Source organism: Streptomyces sp. NBC_01622 (assembly GCF_045209635.1).
Lineage (GTDB): Bacteria > Actinomycetota > Actinomycetes > Streptomycetales > Streptomycetaceae > Streptomyces.
Map to the genome: position 1 here is coordinate 8,541,770 of NZ_CP109293.1, position 18,062 is coordinate 8,559,831.

The window sequence follows — 18,062 nt, forward strand, 5'->3', positions numbered from 1 at the left end:
ACGGTCAGGCGGCCACGAACTCCTCGTACGCCGCCAGCAGTTCACGGACCGCCTCGCGGCCGGCGGCCCGCAGCGGCGCCCGGACCGAACCACCGGGCAGGCCGAGGGAGTTGAGGAGCGCCTTGGCCGTCACGGTGCCGGGCAGTCCCGCCGACATCATCAACTCGATGAGGGGCGTGGCGCGTTGCTGGAGGCGGGCGGACACGGGGGTGTCGCCCGCCTCGAACGCGTCGAGGATCGCGCGCAGTTGGGCCGGTACGACGTTGGCGACGGTGCTCACATATCCCGTGGCCCCCACCGCGTACAGCGCCAGAATGTGTTCGTCGCAGCCCGCGTAGTACGCCAAGTCGGTGCGGGCCAGCACCTTTTGGGTGCCGAGGAAGTCGTAGGAGCAGTCCTTGACCGCCACGATCCGGGGGTGTTCGGCGAGCCGGATCATGGTCTCCGGTTCGATACGGGTGCCGGTGCGGCCCGGGATGTCGTAGAGCACGAGAGGCAGTCCGGAGGAGTCGGCGACCTCGCGGAAGTGGGCCTCCAGGGCGTCCTGCGGGGGCCTGCTGTAGTACGGCGAGACCACCAACACCCCGTCGGCGCCCGCCTTTTCGGCCTGCAGGGCGAGTTCCACGGTGTGCCGGGTGTCGAAGGTGCCCACACCCGAGACGAGCGGGACGCGGTCGCCGACGGCCTCGCGGACGGCCATGACGAGCGCCGCCTTCTCCGCGTCCGTCGTGGTCGGCGACTCACCGGTCGTCCCGGACAGTACGAGCCCGTCGCACCCCTCCGACACCAGCCGTACGGCGAGGAGTTGGGCCCCGTCGAGGTCGAGCGCCCCCGACTCGGTGAAGGGGGTGATCATCGCGCACAGGGCGCGGCCGAAAGGGGACGTGGAGGCGGTGGCGGCGTTCGTCATGGGAGTAGTCTCGGCAGAGCAACAGTGAAGCTCCACTTAAATTTCCTACAGGGTATTGATAAGAGATGCTGCGGAATGGGTGAAGAGGGCAGGCCCGACGAAGCACGAGCGACGAGGGCGGGGGAGGCATCGAGCGGCTCGACCTCGGCGAAGTGCCGTACGAGGAGGCCGTCGAGCGGATGACCGGCTGGGTCGGGCAGCGCCGCGCCGGCGAGATCCCCGACCGGCTCGCCCTGCTCAGCCACCCGCCCGTCATCACCTACGGCTCCCGCACCCCGCCCACCGAACTCCCCGCCGACTCACCGATCCCCCTGGTCCCGGTCGACCGCGGCGGCCAGGCCACCTACCACGGCCCCGGCCAGCTGATCGGCTACCTGGTCCTGAACCTGCGCGAGCGCGGCCCCGCCGACATCGTGCGCCAGGTCGAGCACGCCCTGATCGACGCCTGTGCCACCCTCGGTTTCGAGACGCTACGACGGGATACCCCGCCCGGCGCCCAGTCCCTGGTCGGCGGGTGGACACCGGACGGCGGCAAACTCGCCTCGATCGGCATGCGCAGCAGAGGCGGCGTCACCAGCCACGGCTTCGCCCTCAACATCGCCCCAGACCTCACCGAGTTCACCCGCTTCACGGCCTGCGGCCTGCCCGGCGTACCGATGACCTCAGGGAGACCCCCGGTCGCGTCGCGTCCCTCGGACCAAGGCCCTATGTCCAATTGGCCCCTTCATGGGTCACCATGGCCAGGAAGGTCACCGGCGTGGGACGTTCATCCACCCCCTGGTCACGGGAGGCGTCATGAAGCTCGGCAAGGCACTGGCCACCGGAGTCGCCGAGGAGCGGCCGCAGATCCGCCACGAGGAAGTCGAACTCCCCGAGGACATCGCGGAGTTCACGGAGGAGAAGGCGCCCGAAGAGGTTCCGGCCGCCCGATGAGACTGCGGCTCCCCGAGGAACGCCCGACGGAGCCGCCGACCGGATTCAAGATCGCCCACCCGATGCTGTCCCAGGACGGCACCCGGGCCGGGTTCACCGGTGTGTCGCTGGGCGGCGCGCTGCCGTACGGAGTCGTGGCCGACGCGTCCTGCGTCTACGGCCGGCGGCACCGGGCACCCGCGCGCCGCTGCGACTGCGGCTTCCACTGTGTGCACGAACGGACGGCGGCGGAAGCCCTGTTGTGCACCGCCGAGCACCGCGAGGCGGTCCTCCTCGACATCACCGTCCTCGGCCCCTACATCCGCTTCGAACGCGGCTTCCGCTACGCCCGCCAGCGCGTCCGCACCGCCACCGTCGGCCCTTGCGCCTGCGGCGCCCGAGCCGCCGCACTCGCCGACGCGGGCTGGGGCAGGCCGGGTTGGCACGCCCTCGCCGCCGCGTGCGCGGGGTGCGTGCGTGGTCGTACGTCCGTCTTGCTCGCGGCGTTCGCGCGGCTGGCCGGGGACGGACTGCGGGTGGTGGCGGCGAGCGGCGGAGCGGCGCCGACCGCCGACCCCGGACTTCCCGAGGGACTCGGCGTGCCCGAACTCGTCGCGGAGGCAGCCCTGTTGCAGGCCCGGCTCGACTGGTTCCAGAGCCGGCTGGCGCGGCTGGAAGGGGGCACGGCACAGCAGTAGCCCGGGCCTTGACCTCAACATCGGTCGAGGTTGAAGGCTGGTCGGCGTACCCACCCGTACCGATCAGCGGAGGCCCGCATGACCCGTCGTACCGACTCGCACCCCGACCTCGCCGACCCCCGCGTCGGCGCCCCCTTCTTCAGCACCTGGCGCGTCGGCACACCGCTGCGCCAGCGGCAGACCGTCGAGGCGGTCGCCGTCGCCTGGGAACGCCGGCCGTGGCCCGCCGACGACCTCCTCGGCTATCACCTCTACACCGGGCACGACACCGCCACCCTGCTGCACTACTCGCAGTGGGCGAGCGAGCAGGCCTACGAGGCCTTCGTCAGGACCCGCCGCCAGGAGCGCGTCGACGAGATCGACACCGCCGTGCCGGGCATCGAGCGGCTTGGCCTCGGCCGCTACCGGCACTACCGCAGCGGCGGCCCGGCGGACCGGGGCGGGCGTGTCCCCGGGTGCGTCGTGATCGTCGACGTCGAGTTCGAGGGACCCGACCCCGACCGCCAACGGGCCTGGGTGGACGCGGTGTTCGAGGCGATGGAGAACGAGCCCGCGCCGCACCCCGGCGGTATCGCCGCCCAATTCCACCTCTCCACCGACGGCACCCGCGTCCTCAACTACGCCGAATGGGAGAGCGCCCAGGCCCACCTGGAAGCCCTCACGGCCCCCGGCGACGGCATCGGCTCCGCCACCGCCCTCTGGGAACGCGTCCAGACCTGGCCCGGCCTGAAGAGCAGCACGGTCAGCCGCTACGACCACGCGCTCGGTCTCGTCGCCGACTGACCGCGGTACTCCGGCCGTGGTCCCATGAGGGGCGTCGCCGCGGCTATTCGGCCTTCGGCCTCACGGAGGCCGGCTTCGGCCACGTACCGCTGGTACTCGGCCTCGGCGGCCGGGTCCAGGAAGCCCGCCTGCCGCCACCGGACCGGGTCGTAGCCCTCGCTCTCGTGCCAGACGCGAACGATGCCGCAGAGCTGGTTCCAGTACTCCCTGATCATGGTGAGCCGCTGCTTCTCCCCCGCGATCCGCTCGCTCGCGGTCGGCGCCGGGGCGGGAGCGTGCGCTCGGGCCGCGGATCTGCGCCTCGATGACCGCTGACGGCTTCTACCGACAATCGCATTCCCCTGGACAAAAAAAGTTTTCGGTGAGACGGTGGACGCATGCTGGACGTCACCGTGATCGAGGACCCCGAGGCCGCAGCCGTCTCGCTGGACCCCATAAGGGCCCGGCTGCTCGCCGAGCTGGGGGCGGGACCCGCGTCCGCCGCCATGCTGGCCGGCAAGGTCGGACTGCCCCGGCAGAAGGTGAACTACCACCTCAAGGCGCTGGAGCGGCACGGCCTGGTCGAGCTGGCGGGGGAGCGGCGCAAGGGTAATGTCACCGAGCGGCTGATGCGGGCGACCGCCGCGTCGTACGTCATCTCGCCGCTCGCGCTCGCCGCCGTGCAGCCGGACCCGGACCGCTTCCGCGACCAGCTCTCCGCGCGCTGGCTGCTGGCGCTCGGCGCCCGGCTGGTGCGGGACGTCGGTTCGCTGATCACCGGCGCGGCCAAGGCCCACCAGCGGCTCGCGACCTACGCGCTGGACGGCGAGGTGCGCTTCGCGTCCGCCGCCGACCGGGCCGCGTTCATCCAGGAACTGACCGCCGGGGTGGGCGCTCTCATCCGCAAGTACGAGGCGGGTGAGGCGGAGGAGGGCCGCGACCACCGGATCGTGGTCGCCGTCCACCCCACGGTCAAGAAGCCATCCACCCCAGAACTGGACCAATAGAGCCAGTAGAACCAGTAGTACTCAGGAGTCAGCCATGTCCAAGGAATTCGAGATCGTCTACGAGTTTGAGGTCGACGCCACTCCGGAGCAGGTGTGGGACGCCATCACCTCCGGCACCGGCGGCTGGCTGTGGCCGATGGAGTTCGACGGCGAGAAGCGCGTCGGGCCCTTCGGGTCGACCCTCACGAACTTCGACCCGCCGCACCGGCTCACCGCCCGCACCGAGGACGTCGGTTTCCCGATCCAGAGCCTCAACCAGATCGACGAGACCGTCGAACCCCGCGACGGTGGCCGGCGGGCCTGGGTGCGGTACGTGCACAGCGGGATCTTCACCGACGACTGGGACAACCAGTACGACGGCGCGCGCAAGCACAACGCCTTCTACCTGCACACGCTGCGGGAGTACGTCGTTCATTTCGCGGGCCGGCCGGTCGCGTTCGCGACGCTCAACGGGCCCGACGCCTCAACCGCCGCCGACGCCTTCGGAGTTGTCGGCCGGGCGCTCGGCCTCGCGGACGACATCGAGCAAGGGGCACGGGTCCAGGCCCGCGGGCCCGAGGGCCAACTGCTGGACGCCGTACTGGACTTCCGCGACCCGTACTTCATCGGACTGCGCACCGACAGCGCGCTGATCCGCTTCTTCGGGCGCAACCACTGGGGCGCCCCGGTCGGCATCAGCGTCCACGACTTCGCCCCGGACGCCGACGCCAAGACGAACGAACTCGCCTGGCAGAACTGGCTGGACGGGGCCTTCGCCTGACCTGGTGCAAGTCGGCGAGACCCCGTCCACCCCCCCCGTGAGCCCCCGTGGCTCCCCGTAGGTGCTACGGCTGGAAGCGCAGCACCTGCGGGTCGTGGTCGCTGATCTGGTCGTTGAACTCCGAGTTGATGTGGACGCTGTCGTACTCGAAGCAGTCCTTGCGGATCGACGGGCTGATCAGGATCTGGTCCAGGACTTGCTGGTTGCCCTGGTAGTCGTACGTGTAACGCTCGTTCTTCGGCAGGGACTTGATCGCCGAGTACAGCTCGCCGTCGCCCTCGAGGATCTTCGCGGTGTCGGAGAACTCGAAGTCGTTCATGTCGCCGAGCGCGATCACGTCCGCGTTCTTCTGCGCGGCCAGGATCTCGTTGACGAAGGCGTTGACCGCCGTCGCCTGCGCGTGACGCTGGGTCTCGGAGCTGCGGGTGACCGGCTGGTACTGCGCGGTCAGGGGCTGGTCGCCGCCCTTGGAGATCAGGTGGTTGGCGATCACGAAGACCGTCCTGCCCTTGAAGACGAACTCGCCCGCGAGCGGCTTGCGGCTCGCGGTCCAGGCCGCGTTGGCCGGGTCGATCCGGCCGGGGGAGACGGTCAGCTGGGCCTTGCCGTGCACCTTGGTGACGCCGACGGCGGTCGTGGAGTCGCCGCCCGCGCGGTCGGTGAAGGAGACCCGCTGCGGGTTGAACAGGAACACCTGGCGGATGTTGCCGCCGGGCTCGCCGCCGTCCTTGTCGTTGACCGGGTTGATCGAGCGCCAGTCGTACTTCGGGCCGCCCGCCGCGACGATCGCGTCGATCAGCTTGTCGACCGTGACGCTCGCGTCGACCGTGCCGTCGTCCGTCGCACCGTTGTTGTCCTGGATCTCCTCCAGGGACACGATGTCGGGGGACTGGAGGTTGTTCACGATCGCGGCGGCGTGCGCGGCGAACGTGCCGTCCGACGGGTCGAGGTTCTCGACGTTGTACGTCGCGACCGCCAGCTGGTTCCGCGACTGCTTCTCCGTCGTCTCGCGCTTCAGACCGCCGCTCTTCACGGTGCCGATCTCGTTCGCGACGAGGGTGTAGCCGCCGTACTGGTTGAAGTCCAGGGGGCCTGCCGTGGTGCCCGTCAGCTTGTCGCCGACGTTGACGACCGGGAAGTCCGCCGTCGCGCCCAGGGACTGGATCTGCAGGCGCCCGCCGTTCTGTGAGTCGTAGGACCCGTAGACCGTGCCACCGCGCGGGGTGGCGTTCTCGTGCGGCTTCACCGTGACCCACAGCTCCGCGTACGGGTCGGTCGCGGTGACCACGCGCGCGTCGGAGACCTGGACGTTCATGCCCTCCAGGGACTCGTAGTAGTCCAGGGCGTACTTCTTGGGCTCCAGGGTCAGCGCGTTGATCGAACCGCTCGCAGCGCTGTCGCCGGCCGGCGTGTAAGCGCTCGGCACGGACCGGGAGTTGATCACCACGGGGGCCGGTACGGCGTTGCCGCTGGAGACGACGGTGACCGTCGGCTTGGTGATCTCCGTCAGCGACTGGTTGCCCGTGGCGGCGCCGCCCGGGACGTACTCGGAGACCGTGCCGGAGACGGTGACCGAGTCGCCGACCGCGACCTTCGGGGCCGAGCTGGTGAAGACGAACACGCCCTCACTGGTGGCCGGGTTGTCGTCCGGGGTCGCGTCCTGGAACCAGAAACCCTTGGACGAGCCGTACGTACGTACGCCCGTGACGATGCCCGGTACGTCCGCGACCTTCTGGCCGGCGTACGGCGACACCCGGGTCGTGCCCTGGATGTCGTGGATGCGGACGCCGTCGGCGTGCGCGGGCGAGGTGAGAACGATCGTGGACGCCACGGAACAGACGGCGGCGACGGTGAGCGCGGCGAGACGCGCGGAGGACTTGCTCGGCAACGGGATCCCTCCGGGGACATGCATGAGTGCCGGGACGAGGGTGGACGGAGCTGTGCAGCGGCGGTGGGAGCCGCGACCGGTGGGGCGGTAGCGACGCGCGTAGAAGATACCGGGATCAGGTGTCCATGACATTTCTACGCGCGTCAATCTCATTGCGGGGCCGCCCAGTTGTCAAGGTTTCAGCCAGGTACACCTCGTGGCCGGGACATGAACCGGGCGGCATGGGTCGAAATCCGTCTAGGCTGAGCGGCTGAGTCGTGTGTCGTGTACGGCCGTCGTACGGCCTTCGAGGCGCCCTAGGAGAACCCACCGATGTCAGACAGCTCCCCCCTGCCGCCGGTGCGGCTGCACTCCGAAGCGGAGCTGGCGCGTGACGCGCTGTCCACACCCCTGCTCGCCCGCGCGGCCCGGCTCGCCCGCTGGGCCGGCCCCGACACCCGCATCGACGCCGGTGGCGGCCTTGTCGACGAGCAACTGCCCGCCGCCGCCGAGCTGCTGGGCCTGACTGGCGACGACGCGGCTGCCGACGCGAGCGAGGCCTGGCGGGTCGCGGTCGACACCGGGCTCGTCGAGATCGTCGACGAGGACGAGGGCACCGTGGCGGCCGGCGAGGAGCTGGCCCTGCTCACCTCCGGCTCGCCGCACGACGTCCTCGCGGTGTGGCTCGGCGTCCTCGACACCCTCCTCGCGGACGCGAGCGTGCCCGATCTGGACGGTCTTGTCGACGCCGTCGGCGAGGGCGGCGAGGTCGATTTCTCGTCACTCGACTGGGACCCCGAGGCGGAGGCCGAGTTCCTCGACGGCGTCCTCGGCAACCTCTATCTCCTCACCGTCAACGAGGAGGGCCCCGGCGACGGCCCCGTTCCGCTGCCCGCGCTGGCCGCGTCGATGATCGTGCCCAGCGACATGGGGGAGCCCACCAACGACGTACTGGAACAGGTCTCCGATGCGATGATGCGCCTCGACGACCAGTTCCGGCTGCTCGCACCGGTCGGGATCGTCGAGTACCAGCCCGTGGACGAGGCCCTGATGGCCGACTTCGACGAACCGGCCGACGGATCCGCGCCCTCCGTCGACGAGACCGACGTCACCCGCTACGGCATGGTGCGGCTCACCCCGCTCGGCCTCTACGGCCTGCGGGCCCGGCTCCAGGAGGCCGGCTTCGTGGCGCCCGCCGTCGGAGACCTCGCCGACAAGGGCGCGGACGCGCTCCTCGACGGTACGTCGGCCTTCCCGCAGAAAGCCGCGCGGGCCGAGACCGAACAGTGGCTGGCGGGCCGCCAACCCCTCGCCGCCGCACGGGAGTTGCTCGCGGCGGCCCGCGGCGCCGACACCGGCGCACCACTGCGCCGACTGCTCTGCCAGCAAGCCCTCTCCCTCGTCGGCGGGGAGGCCGAGCCCGCACTGCGCGAGGTGCTCGACGACCCCGAACTCGGCGGCCTCGCGAGGGTCTGGCTGAGCGAACACGGCGCGAGCGACGTCCCCGCGCCCTCCGAGGACCTGGTCTTCTGGCTGACCGTCGACACGGTCGCCGCGCAACTGGCCGCCGAGGGCAACTCCGAGGAGTTGCAGGCTCTCGTCGAGGGCCTGGCCCAGCAGCACAGCGGCTTCTTCGCGGCAGCCTGGCGGGTGGACCACCCGGCGACCGCGGACGTCCTGGAGGCGATGGGCCGGCTGCACCCCGACAAGCGGATCGCGAAGGAAGCCCGCAAGGCGGCCTTCAAGGCACGCTCCCAGCAAGGGAGTTGAGCCGATGTGGCGCCGGCGGCTTTTGAGTCCCATGGGTGACGGCATACGACTTCCTGGCTGATCGCAGAGGGATCCATGGCCGATTGCATACGGATTCATGGAAGAGGGCCCGGCGAAGTCGACCGGTGTTCAACTCGTGTTCAGACATGGGCGGAAGCGTGGCGCCGACCGAGGTCCGCCACCCTCCACGGCACACCCACCGTCACAGGAGACACACCATGTCGCTCACCCGCAGAGACTTCGCCGCGAAATCCGCGATCACCGGTGCCGGGGTCGCCCTGGCGGGCAGCGTCGGCGCCCTCGCCACCGCCCCCAACGCCCTCGCCGCCACCGACACCGAGACCGCGGCCGAGGAGCCGGCGACCGGCTACGGCCATGTAGGCGTCGGCTACGGACCGCTGGTCCCCGACCCGGACGGTCTCCTCGCCCTCCCCGCCGGCTTCGAATACCGCGTCATCACCTACAGCGGCAAGACCAAACTGGAGTCGGGCGAGTTCACCCCCTCCAACCACGACGGCACCTCCACCTTCGACGGCCCGCGCGGCGCCACCCTCCTCGTCAACAACCACGAGCTGGCCGGCCCCCGAGCCAACTGGCCCCACCCCGTCCCGCTCACCGAGGGCCTCGTCTACGACCCCGCCGCGGCCGGCGGCTGCACGGTCGTCGAGGTCCGCCGCGACCACGTCGCCGAGTGGGTCGGCATCGCCGGCACCGCCACCAACTGCGCGGGCGGCAACACCCCCTGGGACACCTGGCTCACCTGCGAGGAGACCGAGGACAAGGCCGGCACCAACGGCTTCACCAAGGACCACGGCTACGTCTTCGAGGTCGACCCCGCCGACCGCCGCGCCAACCGGAACCCCAAGCCGATCAAGGCACTTGGCCGCTACGCCCACGAGGCGGTGGTCGTCGACCCCAAGCGCGGCCACCTCTACCTGACCGAGGACGCGGCCAACCCCAACGGCCTCCTCTACCGCTGGACCCCGCCCGAGCACTTCCACCACGGCCGCGGCAAGTTCCGCACCCTCGCCGACGACGCGGGGGTCCTTGAGGCCTTCAAGTGCTTCGACTCCGGCGGCAAATTCATCGACGACCTCTCCCGCGCCACGAAGATCGGCACGGTCTACGGCGTCGACTGGGTGACCGTCCCCGACCGCGACGCGAAGACCACCTCCGTCCGCAAGCAGTTCGCGGCCGGCGAGATCACCCGCGCCCGCAAGCTGGAGGGCATGTGGTGGGGCGACGGCGGCACCTACATCGTCTCCTCGTTCGCCCGCACGGAGAGCCCCGTCCAGCACGACGGCGCCGTCTGGTTCTACGACCCCAAGCGCCGCACCCTGACGCTGAAGGTGCTGATCGGCGTCAACCCGGACCCGTCCGTGGACGGCGCCTTCGACGGCCCCGACAACATCACCGTCTCCCCCTACGGCGGCCTCGTCATCGCCGAGGACGGCGAGGGCATCCAGCACCTGTTCGGCGCGACGGAGAGCGGCCGCACGTACCCGATCGCCCGCAACGAACTCAACATCGGCACCGCGGACAAGCCGGAATACAGCGAGTTCACCGGCGTGACCTTCTCGCCCGACGGCAAGACCCTGTACGCGAACATCCAGACGCCGGGGATCATGCTGGCGATCACGGGGCCGTGGAAGCGGCAGAAGCGCGGCTGAACTCCCGGGCGGATTTAATTGGTTGGCCCCTCCAGAGCTGCGCCTCCTACGCTGAGATCACAACAACACGCACCTCCCGGTGCGCAGGCTGCGGTTACTTCGTTGCAACCGAAATAGACACCGCAGCCGTTTTTGATCTCGGGAGGCGCAGCTCTGGAGGGTGTCCGGTGCGCAGGCAGCGGATACTTCGGGACACGGTATGTTGCGGGTTCGAATCCCGTCATCGACCTCGGTCGGTGTGGCGGAATGGCAGACGCGCCGGGTTATAAGAACCGCCGCCGACTTCGAACTCGGACACCCTCCTTCTGCTGCCCTCCTTCCGAAAGACACTGAATTCGGGGGGAATTCACCATGGCGCGATTCAATACCAAGGCGGCGAAGACCCAGCCCACTTCGCGGGTCACCTCCACCGGCCGAGTACTCCGTACCTACCAGGGTGGCCGAGGCCGTGAGCGAGACGCGCGCTCCGAGCTCTTTCTGCTCTCCGTCGCCAACTTCGTTTCGCAGCAGACCTCTTACGAGTCCGGCGCCGACCGCGACGACCGCTTCGCGACCCTCGTGCGCGAGCTCGCGGTCACCGACCCGGCCTGGACGGCCGGCCTCCTGGGCTGGCTGCGCGGCGAAGGCAACCTCCGTACGGCCGCCGTCGTGGGCGCCGCCGAGTACGTGAAGGCCCGCCTCGACGCCGGCGCCACGGACGGCCCCTCGAACCGGCTGGTCGTCGACTCCGTGCTCCGGCGCCCGGACGAGCCCGGCGAGCTGCTCGCCTACTGGACCGCGCGCTACGGCCGCAACATCCCCAAGCCCGTCAAGCGCGGTGTCGCCGACGCCGTACGACGCCTCTACGGCGGCACGTCTCTGCTGAAGTACGACACCGCGTCCAAGGGATACCGCTTCGGCGACATCCTCAACCTGGTGCACGCGGCGCCGGACCCGGACAAGGCGTGGCAGGGCGAGCTGTTCCAGTACGCCCTGGACCGCCGGCACCACCCGGACACCGCCGTACCACCCGCGACGAACCCTGTACTGACCGCGCACCGCGAGCTGATGGCCCTGCCGGTCGCACAGCGGCGCGCGGTCGTCACGGCGGCCGACGGCGCCGAGCGGCTCGCGGCGGCCGGGATGACCTGGGAGGCGCTGGCCGGCTGGCTGCAGGGCCCGATGGACAAGGCGGCCTGGGAGGCGGTCATCCCGTCGATGAACGCGATGGCACTGACGCGGAACCTGCGCAACTTCGACGAGGCCGGCGTCTCGGACGAGGTCGCCGCGCAGGTGGCGGCGAAGATCAGCGACCCGGCGGAGGTCGCGCGCTCGCGGCAGTTCCCCTTCCGGTACCTCGCCGCGTACCGGCACGCGCCCTCGCTGCGCTGGGCGTACCCGCTGGAGCGGGCGCTCGGCCACTCGCTGGCCAACGTGCCCGCGCTGCCGGGCCGCACGCTGGTGCTCGTGGACCGCTCGGGTTCGATGTTCTACTCGCGGCTGTCCGACCGCTCGGAGCTCAACCGGGCCGACGCGGCGGCGATCTTCGGCACGGCGCTCGCGCTGCGGGCGGCGGACGCGGACCTCGTCGAGTTCGGCACCACGAGCAAGCGCCTGGACTTCGGTGCGGGCGAGTCGGTGCTGAAGATCCTCGGCCGCTTCGGCGACCTGGGCGGCACCGACACCACCTCCGCGGTCCGCTCGCACTACCGGGGGCAGGACCGGGTGCTGATCATCACCGACGAGCAGGCCGAGTACAGCCACTACGGCGACCCGACCGAGCAGGTCCCGGCCCACGTGCCGGTCTACACCTGGAACCTCGCCGGGTACCGGGCAGGCCACGGCCCGTCCGGCACCGCCAACCGGCACACCTTCGGCGGCCTCTCGGACGCGGCCTTCCGGATGGTGCCGCTGCTGGAGGCCGCCCGGGACGCGGACTGGCCCTGGGCTGCCTGAGAGCCGAGCTGTGGCCCGCACTTCCACGGGGGGTGCGGGCCACACCCTTGTCCGACGGGAGATTGACATCTAACATTTCAGTTCATGAACGCCCTACGGCCCGTCCCGCGCACCCTCCTCCGGGACCACGCCTACGCATCCATCCGGGACGCCATCGTGGCCGGCGAGATCGAACCCGGGACGGTGGTGCGGGACGCCGATCTCGCCGAGCGGCTCGGGTTGTCGCGCGCGCCGGTACGCGAGGCGTTCTCGCGGCTGGTGGAGGAGGGGCTGCTGGAGAGCAAGCCGCAGAGCTACACCCGGGTGACGCCGGTCGTGGCCGCCGAGGTGCGGGATGCCGCCGCCGTGGTCGGGGCCATGCACGAGCTGGTCACCCGGGTCGCCGTGCCCCGGTTGCGGGACACGGACCTGGACGAGATGCGCGCGGCCAACGACCGGTTCGCCGCCGCCGTGGCCGCCGGTGACGTGGACGCGGCCCTGCGCGCCGACGACGAACTCCACGACGTACCGGTGCGGGTGAGCGGCAATCGCGCCGCCGCCGCCACCGTCGCCCGTTACACCCCGCTCATCCGCCGACTGGAGCGACGACGCTTCGGCGAGGGCGGCTCATGCCGCTCGGCCGGACTGCACGAGCGGCTGATCGAGGCCTGCGCCGAAGGTGACACGGACGGTGCGGTCCGCGTCACGGCCGACATCTGGCACACCCTCGCAGACCTGGCCGACGCCGACTGACCCTGGAGATCTCATGTCCCTTTCCTCGTACGACCGTTACCCCCTCCTCTTCGGCCCCTCGCCCGTCCACCCGCTGGAGCGGCTCACCGCACACCTCGGCGGCGCCGCCCTGTGGGCCAAGCGGGAGGACTGCAACTCCGGTGTGGCGTACGGCGGCAACAAGACGCGCAAGCTGGAGTACCTCGTCGCGGACGCCCTCGCGAAGGGCTGCGACACCCTTGTGTCGATCGGCGGTGTGCAGTCCAACCACACCCGTCAGGTCGCCGCCTGCGCCGCCCGCGCCGGGCTCAAGTGCGTGCTGATCCAGGAGAGTTGGGTGGAGTGGCCCGACTCCGTCTACGACAAGGTCGGCAACATCCTGATCAGCCGGCTCGCCGGAGCGGACGTACGCCTGGTGAAGGCCGGGTTCGGCATCGGCTTCAAGGAGAGCTGGGAGCAGGCGCTGCGGGAGGTCGAGGAGAGCGGCGGCAAGCCGTACGCCATCCCGGCCGGCGCCTCCGACCACCCGCTCGGCGGCCTCGGTTTCGCCAACTGGGCGCACGAAGTCGCCGAGCAGGAGCGGGAGTTGGGCGTCTTCTTCGACACCGTGGTGGTGTGCTCGGTGACCGGCTCCACGCAGGCGGGCATGGTCGCCGGGTTCCGGGCGATCGAGGAGGCGGGCGGGCGTGAGCGCCGCGTACTCGGCATCGACGCGTCGGCCAAGCCCGCCGAGACCCGCGAACAGGTGGCCCGCATCGCGCACGGCACCGGCCAACTGATCGGGGTCAAGCGGGAGTTGACCGTCGACGACGTCGAACTCGACGACCGCTACCACGCCGGTATCTACGGCATCCCGGACGAGACCACCCTGGAGGCGATGCGCCTGGCCGCCCGCACCGAGGGGATGGTCACCGACCCCGTGTACGAGGGCAAGTCGATGGCCGGGATGATCGACCTCGTCGCGCGCGGCGAGATCGGCCGGGACTCCACCGTCCTCTACGCCCACCTCGGCGGACAGCCCGCGCTGAACGCGTACAGCGCGCTGTTCTGACCGGGAGCGGCGCGCGACGGACGCGGTCCGCCCGCTGATCCGGACCGGACTGCCCGGGGTCAGCCGCGCACGTGCGGACCGTTTCCGTCCGCTGTGACCTGGGCCGCGATCCGGGCGAAATTGGCGGCGGACCGGGGTGCGTCCTCGCGATGGACGACAGCCACCTCGCAGTCGGCCATGCCCTCGATGGGTACGTAGCGGACGCCCTGTCGGCCGTAGAGGCGGGCGACGGACTCGGGGACCACGGAGAGGCCGCGGCCGATAGCCACGGACTGCAACTCGGCCTCGAAGGTGGCCGCTTCATGGGTGATGTTCGCCGGGGTGCTGCGGTAGGAGGCGAGGATCCAGTAGTCCCGCCAGGCGTTGTCGCCGGGTGCCGCGACGATGGGCTCGGCCAGGACCTGTGCGACGGTCACCCGGGGCAGTTCCGCGAAGGGGTGCAGCGCGGACACGCAGGCCACGCACCGCTCGCTGAGCAGGGTGGTGGTCACCGCGTCCGGCACCCCGTCCAGCGGCGGCCGGACCAGGGCGACGTCGGTTTCCCCGCTGTCCAGGCCGCCGTTGGGGGAAGCGAAGTCGTACTCGGTGAGTTCGAGGGCCACATCGGGGTACTGGTCGGCGAACGCGCGCAGGATCGCGGGCACATGATCGACGGCGGCTCCGATCAGATAGCCGACGCGCAGTCGGCCGAGTTCACCGCCGGCCATCCGTGAGGACTGTTCCATGGCCGCGTCGAAGCGGTCGAGGACGGCCTGCGCCTCGACGAGGAAGCGCTCGCCGTCCTGCGTGAGGGCGGTGGAGCGCGTTGTCCGGGCGAACAGCCGGATGCCGAGCGCAGTCTCCAGCTGGCGGATGGTGTGGCTCAGTGAAGGTTGCGCGATGTGCAATTGCTCGGCGGCCCGCGTGAAGTTCACCGTCCGGGCGACGGCGACGAACGCCCGCAGGTGCCGAAGCTCCACATTCATAGACGCCATCTATGAAGTCTACGGAATTCGGTCTTTCACAGGAGCCCAATCCGGCTCCTAGCCTGCGGAGACACAGCTCACACCCGAGACGGAGTCGCCGTGACAGACACCCTCATCCATCAGGCACAGGCCCACGCCCGGGGCCGGGAAGTCCTGCTGCACGAGCCGACGGGCGGCGATCCGGACAAGCTCACCCTCGTCAAGGCGCGTGGCTCGCTGGTGTGGGACGAGGCAGGCAAGGAGTACATCGACTGCACAGCGCAGGCCTGGTCGAACAACCTCGGCGCCAACGACCCGCGCGTCATCGAGGCGGCGATCGAGCAGACCCGGCAGATCACCCATGCCCGGCCGACGTTCCACACCCCGGCCCTGCTGGAACTCGCCGAACTGCTCGTGTCGATAGCCCCCGACGGTCTGGACCGCGTCGGCTTCACGCTGCACGGCTCGATGGCGGTGGAGATGGCGCTCAAGCTCGCCCTGCGCAACCGCCCGGACGCCCGGCACGTCGCCGTTCTGCACGACGCCTACCACGGCCGCTCGATCACCACCATGGCGGCGAGCTGGCCGCACCCGGGCAACGCCTTCGGGGTACTCCAGCCGCAGTTCCTCCGGCTCCCGCGGCCCGACCTGTACCGGCCGCGCCCCGGCCTGACCGCGGACCAGGACACCGAACTGACGCTCCGGATCGTCCGCGACATCCTCACCAAGGGCACCGAAGGCCCCGTCGCCGCGCTGATCTACGAGCCCATCCAGGGCAACGGCGGCCACAACGGCTTCTCCGAGCGCTGGCACCGCGGCATCCGGGAGATCTGCGACGAGCTCGGCATCATGCTGATCATCGACGAGGTGCAGACCGGCCTCGGCCGCACCGGCCGCATGTGGGCCAGCGACTACTACGGCATCGAGCCGGACGTCCTCGTCTTCGGCAAGGGCGTCGGCGGCGGCTTCCCGCTCGCCGGAGTACTGGCCAAGAACCGCTTCGCCGCCTTCCTTCCCGGCGACGACCAGCTCACCTTCGGCCAGTTCCCGGTCTCCGTCGCCGCCGGCCTCGCAGCTGTCCGGGCGATCATCGACGACGGCCTGTGCGACCGCGCCGCCGCACACGGCGAGTACGCCACCGAACGGCTGCGCGAGATGCAGACCCGCCATCCGCTCATCGGCGACGTACGCTCACCAGGACTGATGGTGTCGATCGAGCTGGTCCGCGACCGGGTCACCAAGGAGCCGGCCACCACCGAGGCGCACGCCGTGTTCGAACTCGCCCAGGAACGCGGTGTCATCTTCGGCGAGAGCCGCTACGCCGGACTCGGCAACCTGATCAAGGTCAAACCACCGCTCGACATCAGCCGGGACCACCTGGCCACCGCACTCGACGTCCTGGACGAGGTGCTGACCGAGGTCGAGAAGACCGCCGGGACCACCGCAGGAGGGCTGTCATGACCGCTGCCGAAGACCTGCCGGCGAGAACCACCGACGCCGACGACCTCGCGGCGCTGGGCTACGGCCAGCAGCTGAACCGGTCGATGAGCTCCTTCACCGCGTTCGCGCTCGCCTTCTCGATGGTCTCGATCAACACCGGCATCGTCACCCTGTTCACCGACCCGTTCTCACGGGTCGGCGGCGCCGCGGTGCTGCTGTGGCTGCTCGTCCTGCCCATGGTGCTCACCCTGGTCGCGGTCTACGCCCACCTGTCCGGACGGATGCCGATCACCGGCTACGCCTACCAGTGGTCCAGCCGTCTGGTGGGGCCGCACTTCGGCTGGTTCACCGGCTGGATCGCGCTGGTCTCCTTCCTCGCGGGCACCGCCGGGACCGCCGCCGCGGTCGGCACGGTCTTCGCCCCGGAGATCTGGCGGCACCCGACCACCCACCAGATCCAGGCGTTGTCGATCGGCTGCACGCTCGTCGCCGCGGTGCTCAACATCATCGGGGTCAAGGTCGCGACCCGGATCAACAACATCGGCGCGTCGATCGAGTTGATCGGCACGTTCGTCCTGGTACTGGTCCTGGCCGCGGGTGTCCTGGTGTTCTTCAAGCACACCCAGGGACTGTCGATCCTCGCCGACGCCAGGCCGCTGACCGGGAAGCCGGTCACACTGACGAGCGTCGCGCTGGCCGGTCTGCTGCCGGTCTACGTGCTGCTCGGGTGGGAGGGCGCGGCGGACCTCGCCGAGGAGACGGTCGACCCGCGCAGGGCGGCGCCACGCGCCATGTTCCGCTCGGTCGTCGTCTCCGGGATCATCGGCTTCGTGGTCTTCGCCCTGCTGGCGATGGCCCTGCCGAACAGTCCGGCGGCGTTTCTGACCGGGTCGGAGAACCCGGTGCTGAAGCTCATCTCGCAGCAGATCGGGCCGTTCGCCCGCGCACTGATGATCGTGGTGGCCTTCGCCTCCATCTTCGCCTGCCTCATCGCCAACATGGCGGTCGCCACCCGGATGATCTTCGCGCTCTCCCGCGACAACATGCTCCCCGCGTCGAAGGGCCTGCAGAGCGTCGGGCGGCGCAGCAGGGCACCCGTCCCGGCCATTGTCGCCGTCACCGTCGTGGCCGTCGTCCTCAACCTGCTCAACTCCGGTCTTGTGGGCAAGATCTACGCGATGGTCGGGCTCACCTACTACCTGACCTACGCGCTGACGATGACCGCCACGGCGGTCGCCGAACGACGCGGCACCATTCCCGCGGCCACCGAAGGGGTCTTCGACCTCGGTCGCTGGCTGAACCCCGTCGTCGGGTTCGCGCTCCTGTGGTGCGGCGTCGTCATCGCCGTGCTCACCTTCCCCGCGGAGAACAACCAGAACGCCGTGACGGTGTCGGTCGTGCTGGTCGTCGGCTTCCTGTGGTGGGCGCTCGTCCTGCGACGCCGTCTGAACGCCGGTACCGCCGGACCGCCGGGAGCATCGCGGACGCTCGGGGGCGCGAGCTCACGGCCGGCCGAGCAGAACGCCGGTCCACCGCCGGCGCACTGAACGGAATCATGCGCTCCGGGTGCGCGGGTGACGACGGTCCCCGCGCGTCCGGGGCTCCGATCCGTCCGGCGAACCCCC

Annotated in this window: 16 protein-coding genes and 1 pseudogene; 13 read left to right on the forward strand and 4 right to left on the reverse strand. The window is 70.5% G+C overall.

Annotation, left to right across the window (positions count from 1 at the left end; all coding sequences use genetic code 11):
- Positions 1–4: 4 nt before the first annotated feature.
- Positions 5–910, reverse strand: a complete 906-nt coding sequence (gene dapA / locus OH768_RS39555) for a 4-hydroxy-tetrahydrodipicolinate synthase (protein WP_406461077.1) — start codon at positions 908–910, stop codon at positions 5–7.
- Positions 911–1,089: 179 nt separating this feature from the next.
- On the opposite strand from dapA, the pseudogene lipB reads away from it, so the two are divergent.
- From lipB to OH768_RS39575, 4 genes and pseudogenes are all read left to right on the forward strand, one after another.
- A pseudogene (gene lipB, locus OH768_RS39560) lies at positions 1,090–1,515 on the forward strand (lipoyl(octanoyl) transferase LipB); the annotation flags it as partial.
- A gap of 190 nt (positions 1,516–1,705) precedes the next feature.
- The gene (locus tag OH768_RS39565; RefSeq protein WP_406465639.1) at positions 1,706–1,843 is read left to right on the forward strand and encodes a hypothetical protein; all 138 of its coding nucleotides are present in this window, start codon (positions 1,706–1,708) and stop codon (positions 1,841–1,843) included.
- A complete protein-coding gene (locus OH768_RS39570; RefSeq protein WP_406465640.1) occupies positions 1,840–2,520 on the forward strand; it encodes a hypothetical protein in 681 nt (226 codons plus the stop codon). Before OH768_RS39565 ends, OH768_RS39570 begins: the two co-directional genes overlap by 4 nt.
- 78 nt (positions 2,521–2,598) lie before the next feature.
- Entirely contained in the window at positions 2,599–3,303 is a 705-nt protein-coding gene (locus OH768_RS39575) for an antibiotic biosynthesis monooxygenase (RefSeq protein ID WP_406461079.1), read from the forward strand.
- Here OH768_RS39575 and OH768_RS39580 read toward each other — a convergent pair.
- A complete protein-coding gene (locus OH768_RS39580) occupies positions 3,270–3,518 on the reverse strand; it encodes a hypothetical protein (RefSeq protein ID WP_406461081.1) in 249 nt (82 codons plus the stop codon). The two genes, OH768_RS39575 and OH768_RS39580, sit on opposite strands and share 34 nt — an antisense overlap.
- A gap of 162 nt (positions 3,519–3,680) precedes the next feature.
- Here OH768_RS39580 and OH768_RS39585 point away from each other — a divergent pair, with 162 nt between their 5' ends.
- A complete protein-coding gene (locus tag OH768_RS39585; RefSeq protein WP_406461082.1) occupies positions 3,681–4,289 on the forward strand; it encodes an ArsR/SmtB family transcription factor in 609 nt (202 codons plus the stop codon).
- A gap of 34 nt (positions 4,290–4,323) precedes the next feature.
- Positions 4,324–5,049 carry an SRPBCC domain-containing protein gene (locus OH768_RS39590; protein ID WP_406461083.1) on the forward strand — a complete coding sequence of 242 codons (726 nt, stop codon included), beginning with the start codon at positions 4,324–4,326 and terminating at the stop codon, positions 5,047–5,049.
- 64 nt (positions 5,050–5,113) lie between these two features.
- Here OH768_RS39590 and OH768_RS39595 read toward each other — a convergent pair whose 3' ends face one another.
- Positions 5,114–6,937, reverse strand: a complete 1,824-nt coding sequence (locus OH768_RS39595) for an endonuclease/exonuclease/phosphatase family protein (RefSeq protein WP_406461085.1) — start codon at positions 6,935–6,937, stop codon at positions 5,114–5,116.
- Positions 6,938–7,249: 312 nt separating this feature from the next.
- On the opposite strand from OH768_RS39595, the gene OH768_RS39600 reads away from it, so the two are divergent.
- The 5 genes from OH768_RS39600 to OH768_RS39620 all read left to right on the forward strand — a co-directional run bounded on the left by OH768_RS39600 (position 7,250) and on the right by OH768_RS39620 (position 14,053).
- Positions 7,250–8,686 carry a hypothetical protein gene (locus tag OH768_RS39600; RefSeq protein ID WP_406461087.1) on the forward strand — a complete coding sequence of 479 codons (1,437 nt, stop codon included), beginning with the start codon at positions 7,250–7,252 and terminating at the stop codon, positions 8,684–8,686.
- A gap of 218 nt (positions 8,687–8,904) precedes the next feature.
- Positions 8,905–10,356, forward strand: coding sequence for an alkaline phosphatase PhoX (locus tag OH768_RS39605; protein WP_406461088.1), 1,452 nt, complete (start codon positions 8,905–8,907; stop codon positions 10,354–10,356).
- A gap of 351 nt (positions 10,357–10,707) precedes the next feature.
- Positions 10,708–12,291 (forward strand): TROVE domain-containing protein, encoded by a 1,584-nt coding sequence (locus OH768_RS39610; protein ID WP_406461090.1) that lies wholly within the window; start codon positions 10,708–10,710, stop codon positions 12,289–12,291.
- Positions 12,292–12,375: 84 nt separating this feature from the next.
- Positions 12,376–13,023, forward strand: a complete 648-nt coding sequence (locus tag OH768_RS39615) for a GntR family transcriptional regulator (RefSeq protein ID WP_406461091.1) — start codon at positions 12,376–12,378, stop codon at positions 13,021–13,023.
- A gap of 13 nt (positions 13,024–13,036) precedes the next feature.
- On the forward strand, positions 13,037–14,053 hold the full coding sequence (locus tag OH768_RS39620; RefSeq protein WP_262062003.1) for a 1-aminocyclopropane-1-carboxylate deaminase: 1,017 nt from the start codon (positions 13,037–13,039) through the stop codon (positions 14,051–14,053).
- Between the two features lie 59 nt (positions 14,054–14,112).
- Here OH768_RS39620 and OH768_RS39625 read toward each other — a convergent pair whose 3' ends face one another.
- Positions 14,113–15,027: a LysR family transcriptional regulator gene (locus tag OH768_RS39625; protein WP_406461092.1), complete on the reverse strand. Its 915-nt coding sequence runs from the start codon at positions 15,025–15,027 to the stop codon at positions 14,113–14,115.
- A gap of 90 nt (positions 15,028–15,117) precedes the next feature.
- On the opposite strand from OH768_RS39625, the gene OH768_RS39630 reads away from it, so the two are divergent.
- Both OH768_RS39630 and OH768_RS39635 read left to right on the forward strand, forming a co-directional pair.
- A complete protein-coding gene (locus OH768_RS39630) occupies positions 15,118–16,458 on the forward strand; it encodes an aspartate aminotransferase family protein (RefSeq protein ID WP_406461093.1) in 1,341 nt (446 codons plus the stop codon).
- The gene (locus tag OH768_RS39635) at positions 16,455–17,984 is read left to right on the forward strand and encodes an amino acid permease (protein WP_406461094.1); all 1,530 of its coding nucleotides are present in this window, start codon (positions 16,455–16,457) and stop codon (positions 17,982–17,984) included. The genes OH768_RS39630 and OH768_RS39635 overlap by 4 nt, the downstream gene beginning before the upstream one ends.
- Positions 17,985–18,062: the final 78 nt, after the last annotated feature.

Excerpts from the sequence above, each read along its gene's own strand:
- OH768_RS39610 (WP_406461090.1), top strand. The coding sequence starts at position 10,708 with ATGGCGCGATTCAATACCAAGGCGGCGAAGACCCAGCCCACTTCGCGG.
- dapA (WP_406461077.1), bottom strand. The coding sequence starts at position 910 with ATGACGAACGCCGCCACCGCCTCCACGTCCCCTTTCGGCCGCGCCCTG.
- OH768_RS39590 (WP_406461083.1), top strand. The coding sequence starts at position 4,324 with ATGTCCAAGGAATTCGAGATCGTCTACGAGTTTGAGGTCGACGCCACT.
- OH768_RS39580 (WP_406461081.1), bottom strand. The coding sequence starts at position 3,518 with ATGATCAGGGAGTACTGGAACCAGCTCTGCGGCATCGTTCGCGTCTGG.
- OH768_RS39570 (WP_406465640.1), top strand. The coding sequence starts at position 1,840 with ATGAGACTGCGGCTCCCCGAGGAACGCCCGACGGAGCCGCCGACCGGA.
- OH768_RS39600 (WP_406461087.1), top strand. The coding sequence starts at position 7,250 with ATGTCAGACAGCTCCCCCCTGCCGCCGGTGCGGCTGCACTCCGAAGCG.
- OH768_RS39575 (WP_406461079.1), top strand. The coding sequence starts at position 2,599 with ATGACCCGTCGTACCGACTCGCACCCCGACCTCGCCGACCCCCGCGTC.
- OH768_RS39625 (WP_406461092.1), bottom strand. The coding sequence starts at position 15,027 with ATGGCGTCTATGAATGTGGAGCTTCGGCACCTGCGGGCGTTCGTCGCC.
- OH768_RS39585 (WP_406461082.1), top strand. The coding sequence starts at position 3,681 with ATGCTGGACGTCACCGTGATCGAGGACCCCGAGGCCGCAGCCGTCTCG.
- OH768_RS39605 (WP_406461088.1), top strand. The coding sequence starts at position 8,905 with ATGTCGCTCACCCGCAGAGACTTCGCCGCGAAATCCGCGATCACCGGT.
- OH768_RS39620 (WP_262062003.1), top strand. The coding sequence starts at position 13,037 with ATGTCCCTTTCCTCGTACGACCGTTACCCCCTCCTCTTCGGCCCCTCG.
- OH768_RS39635 (WP_406461094.1), top strand. The coding sequence starts at position 16,455 with ATGACCGCTGCCGAAGACCTGCCGGCGAGAACCACCGACGCCGACGAC.
- OH768_RS39565 (WP_406465639.1), top strand. The coding sequence starts at position 1,706 with ATGAAGCTCGGCAAGGCACTGGCCACCGGAGTCGCCGAGGAGCGGCCG.
- OH768_RS39615 (WP_406461091.1), top strand. The coding sequence starts at position 12,376 with ATGAACGCCCTACGGCCCGTCCCGCGCACCCTCCTCCGGGACCACGCC.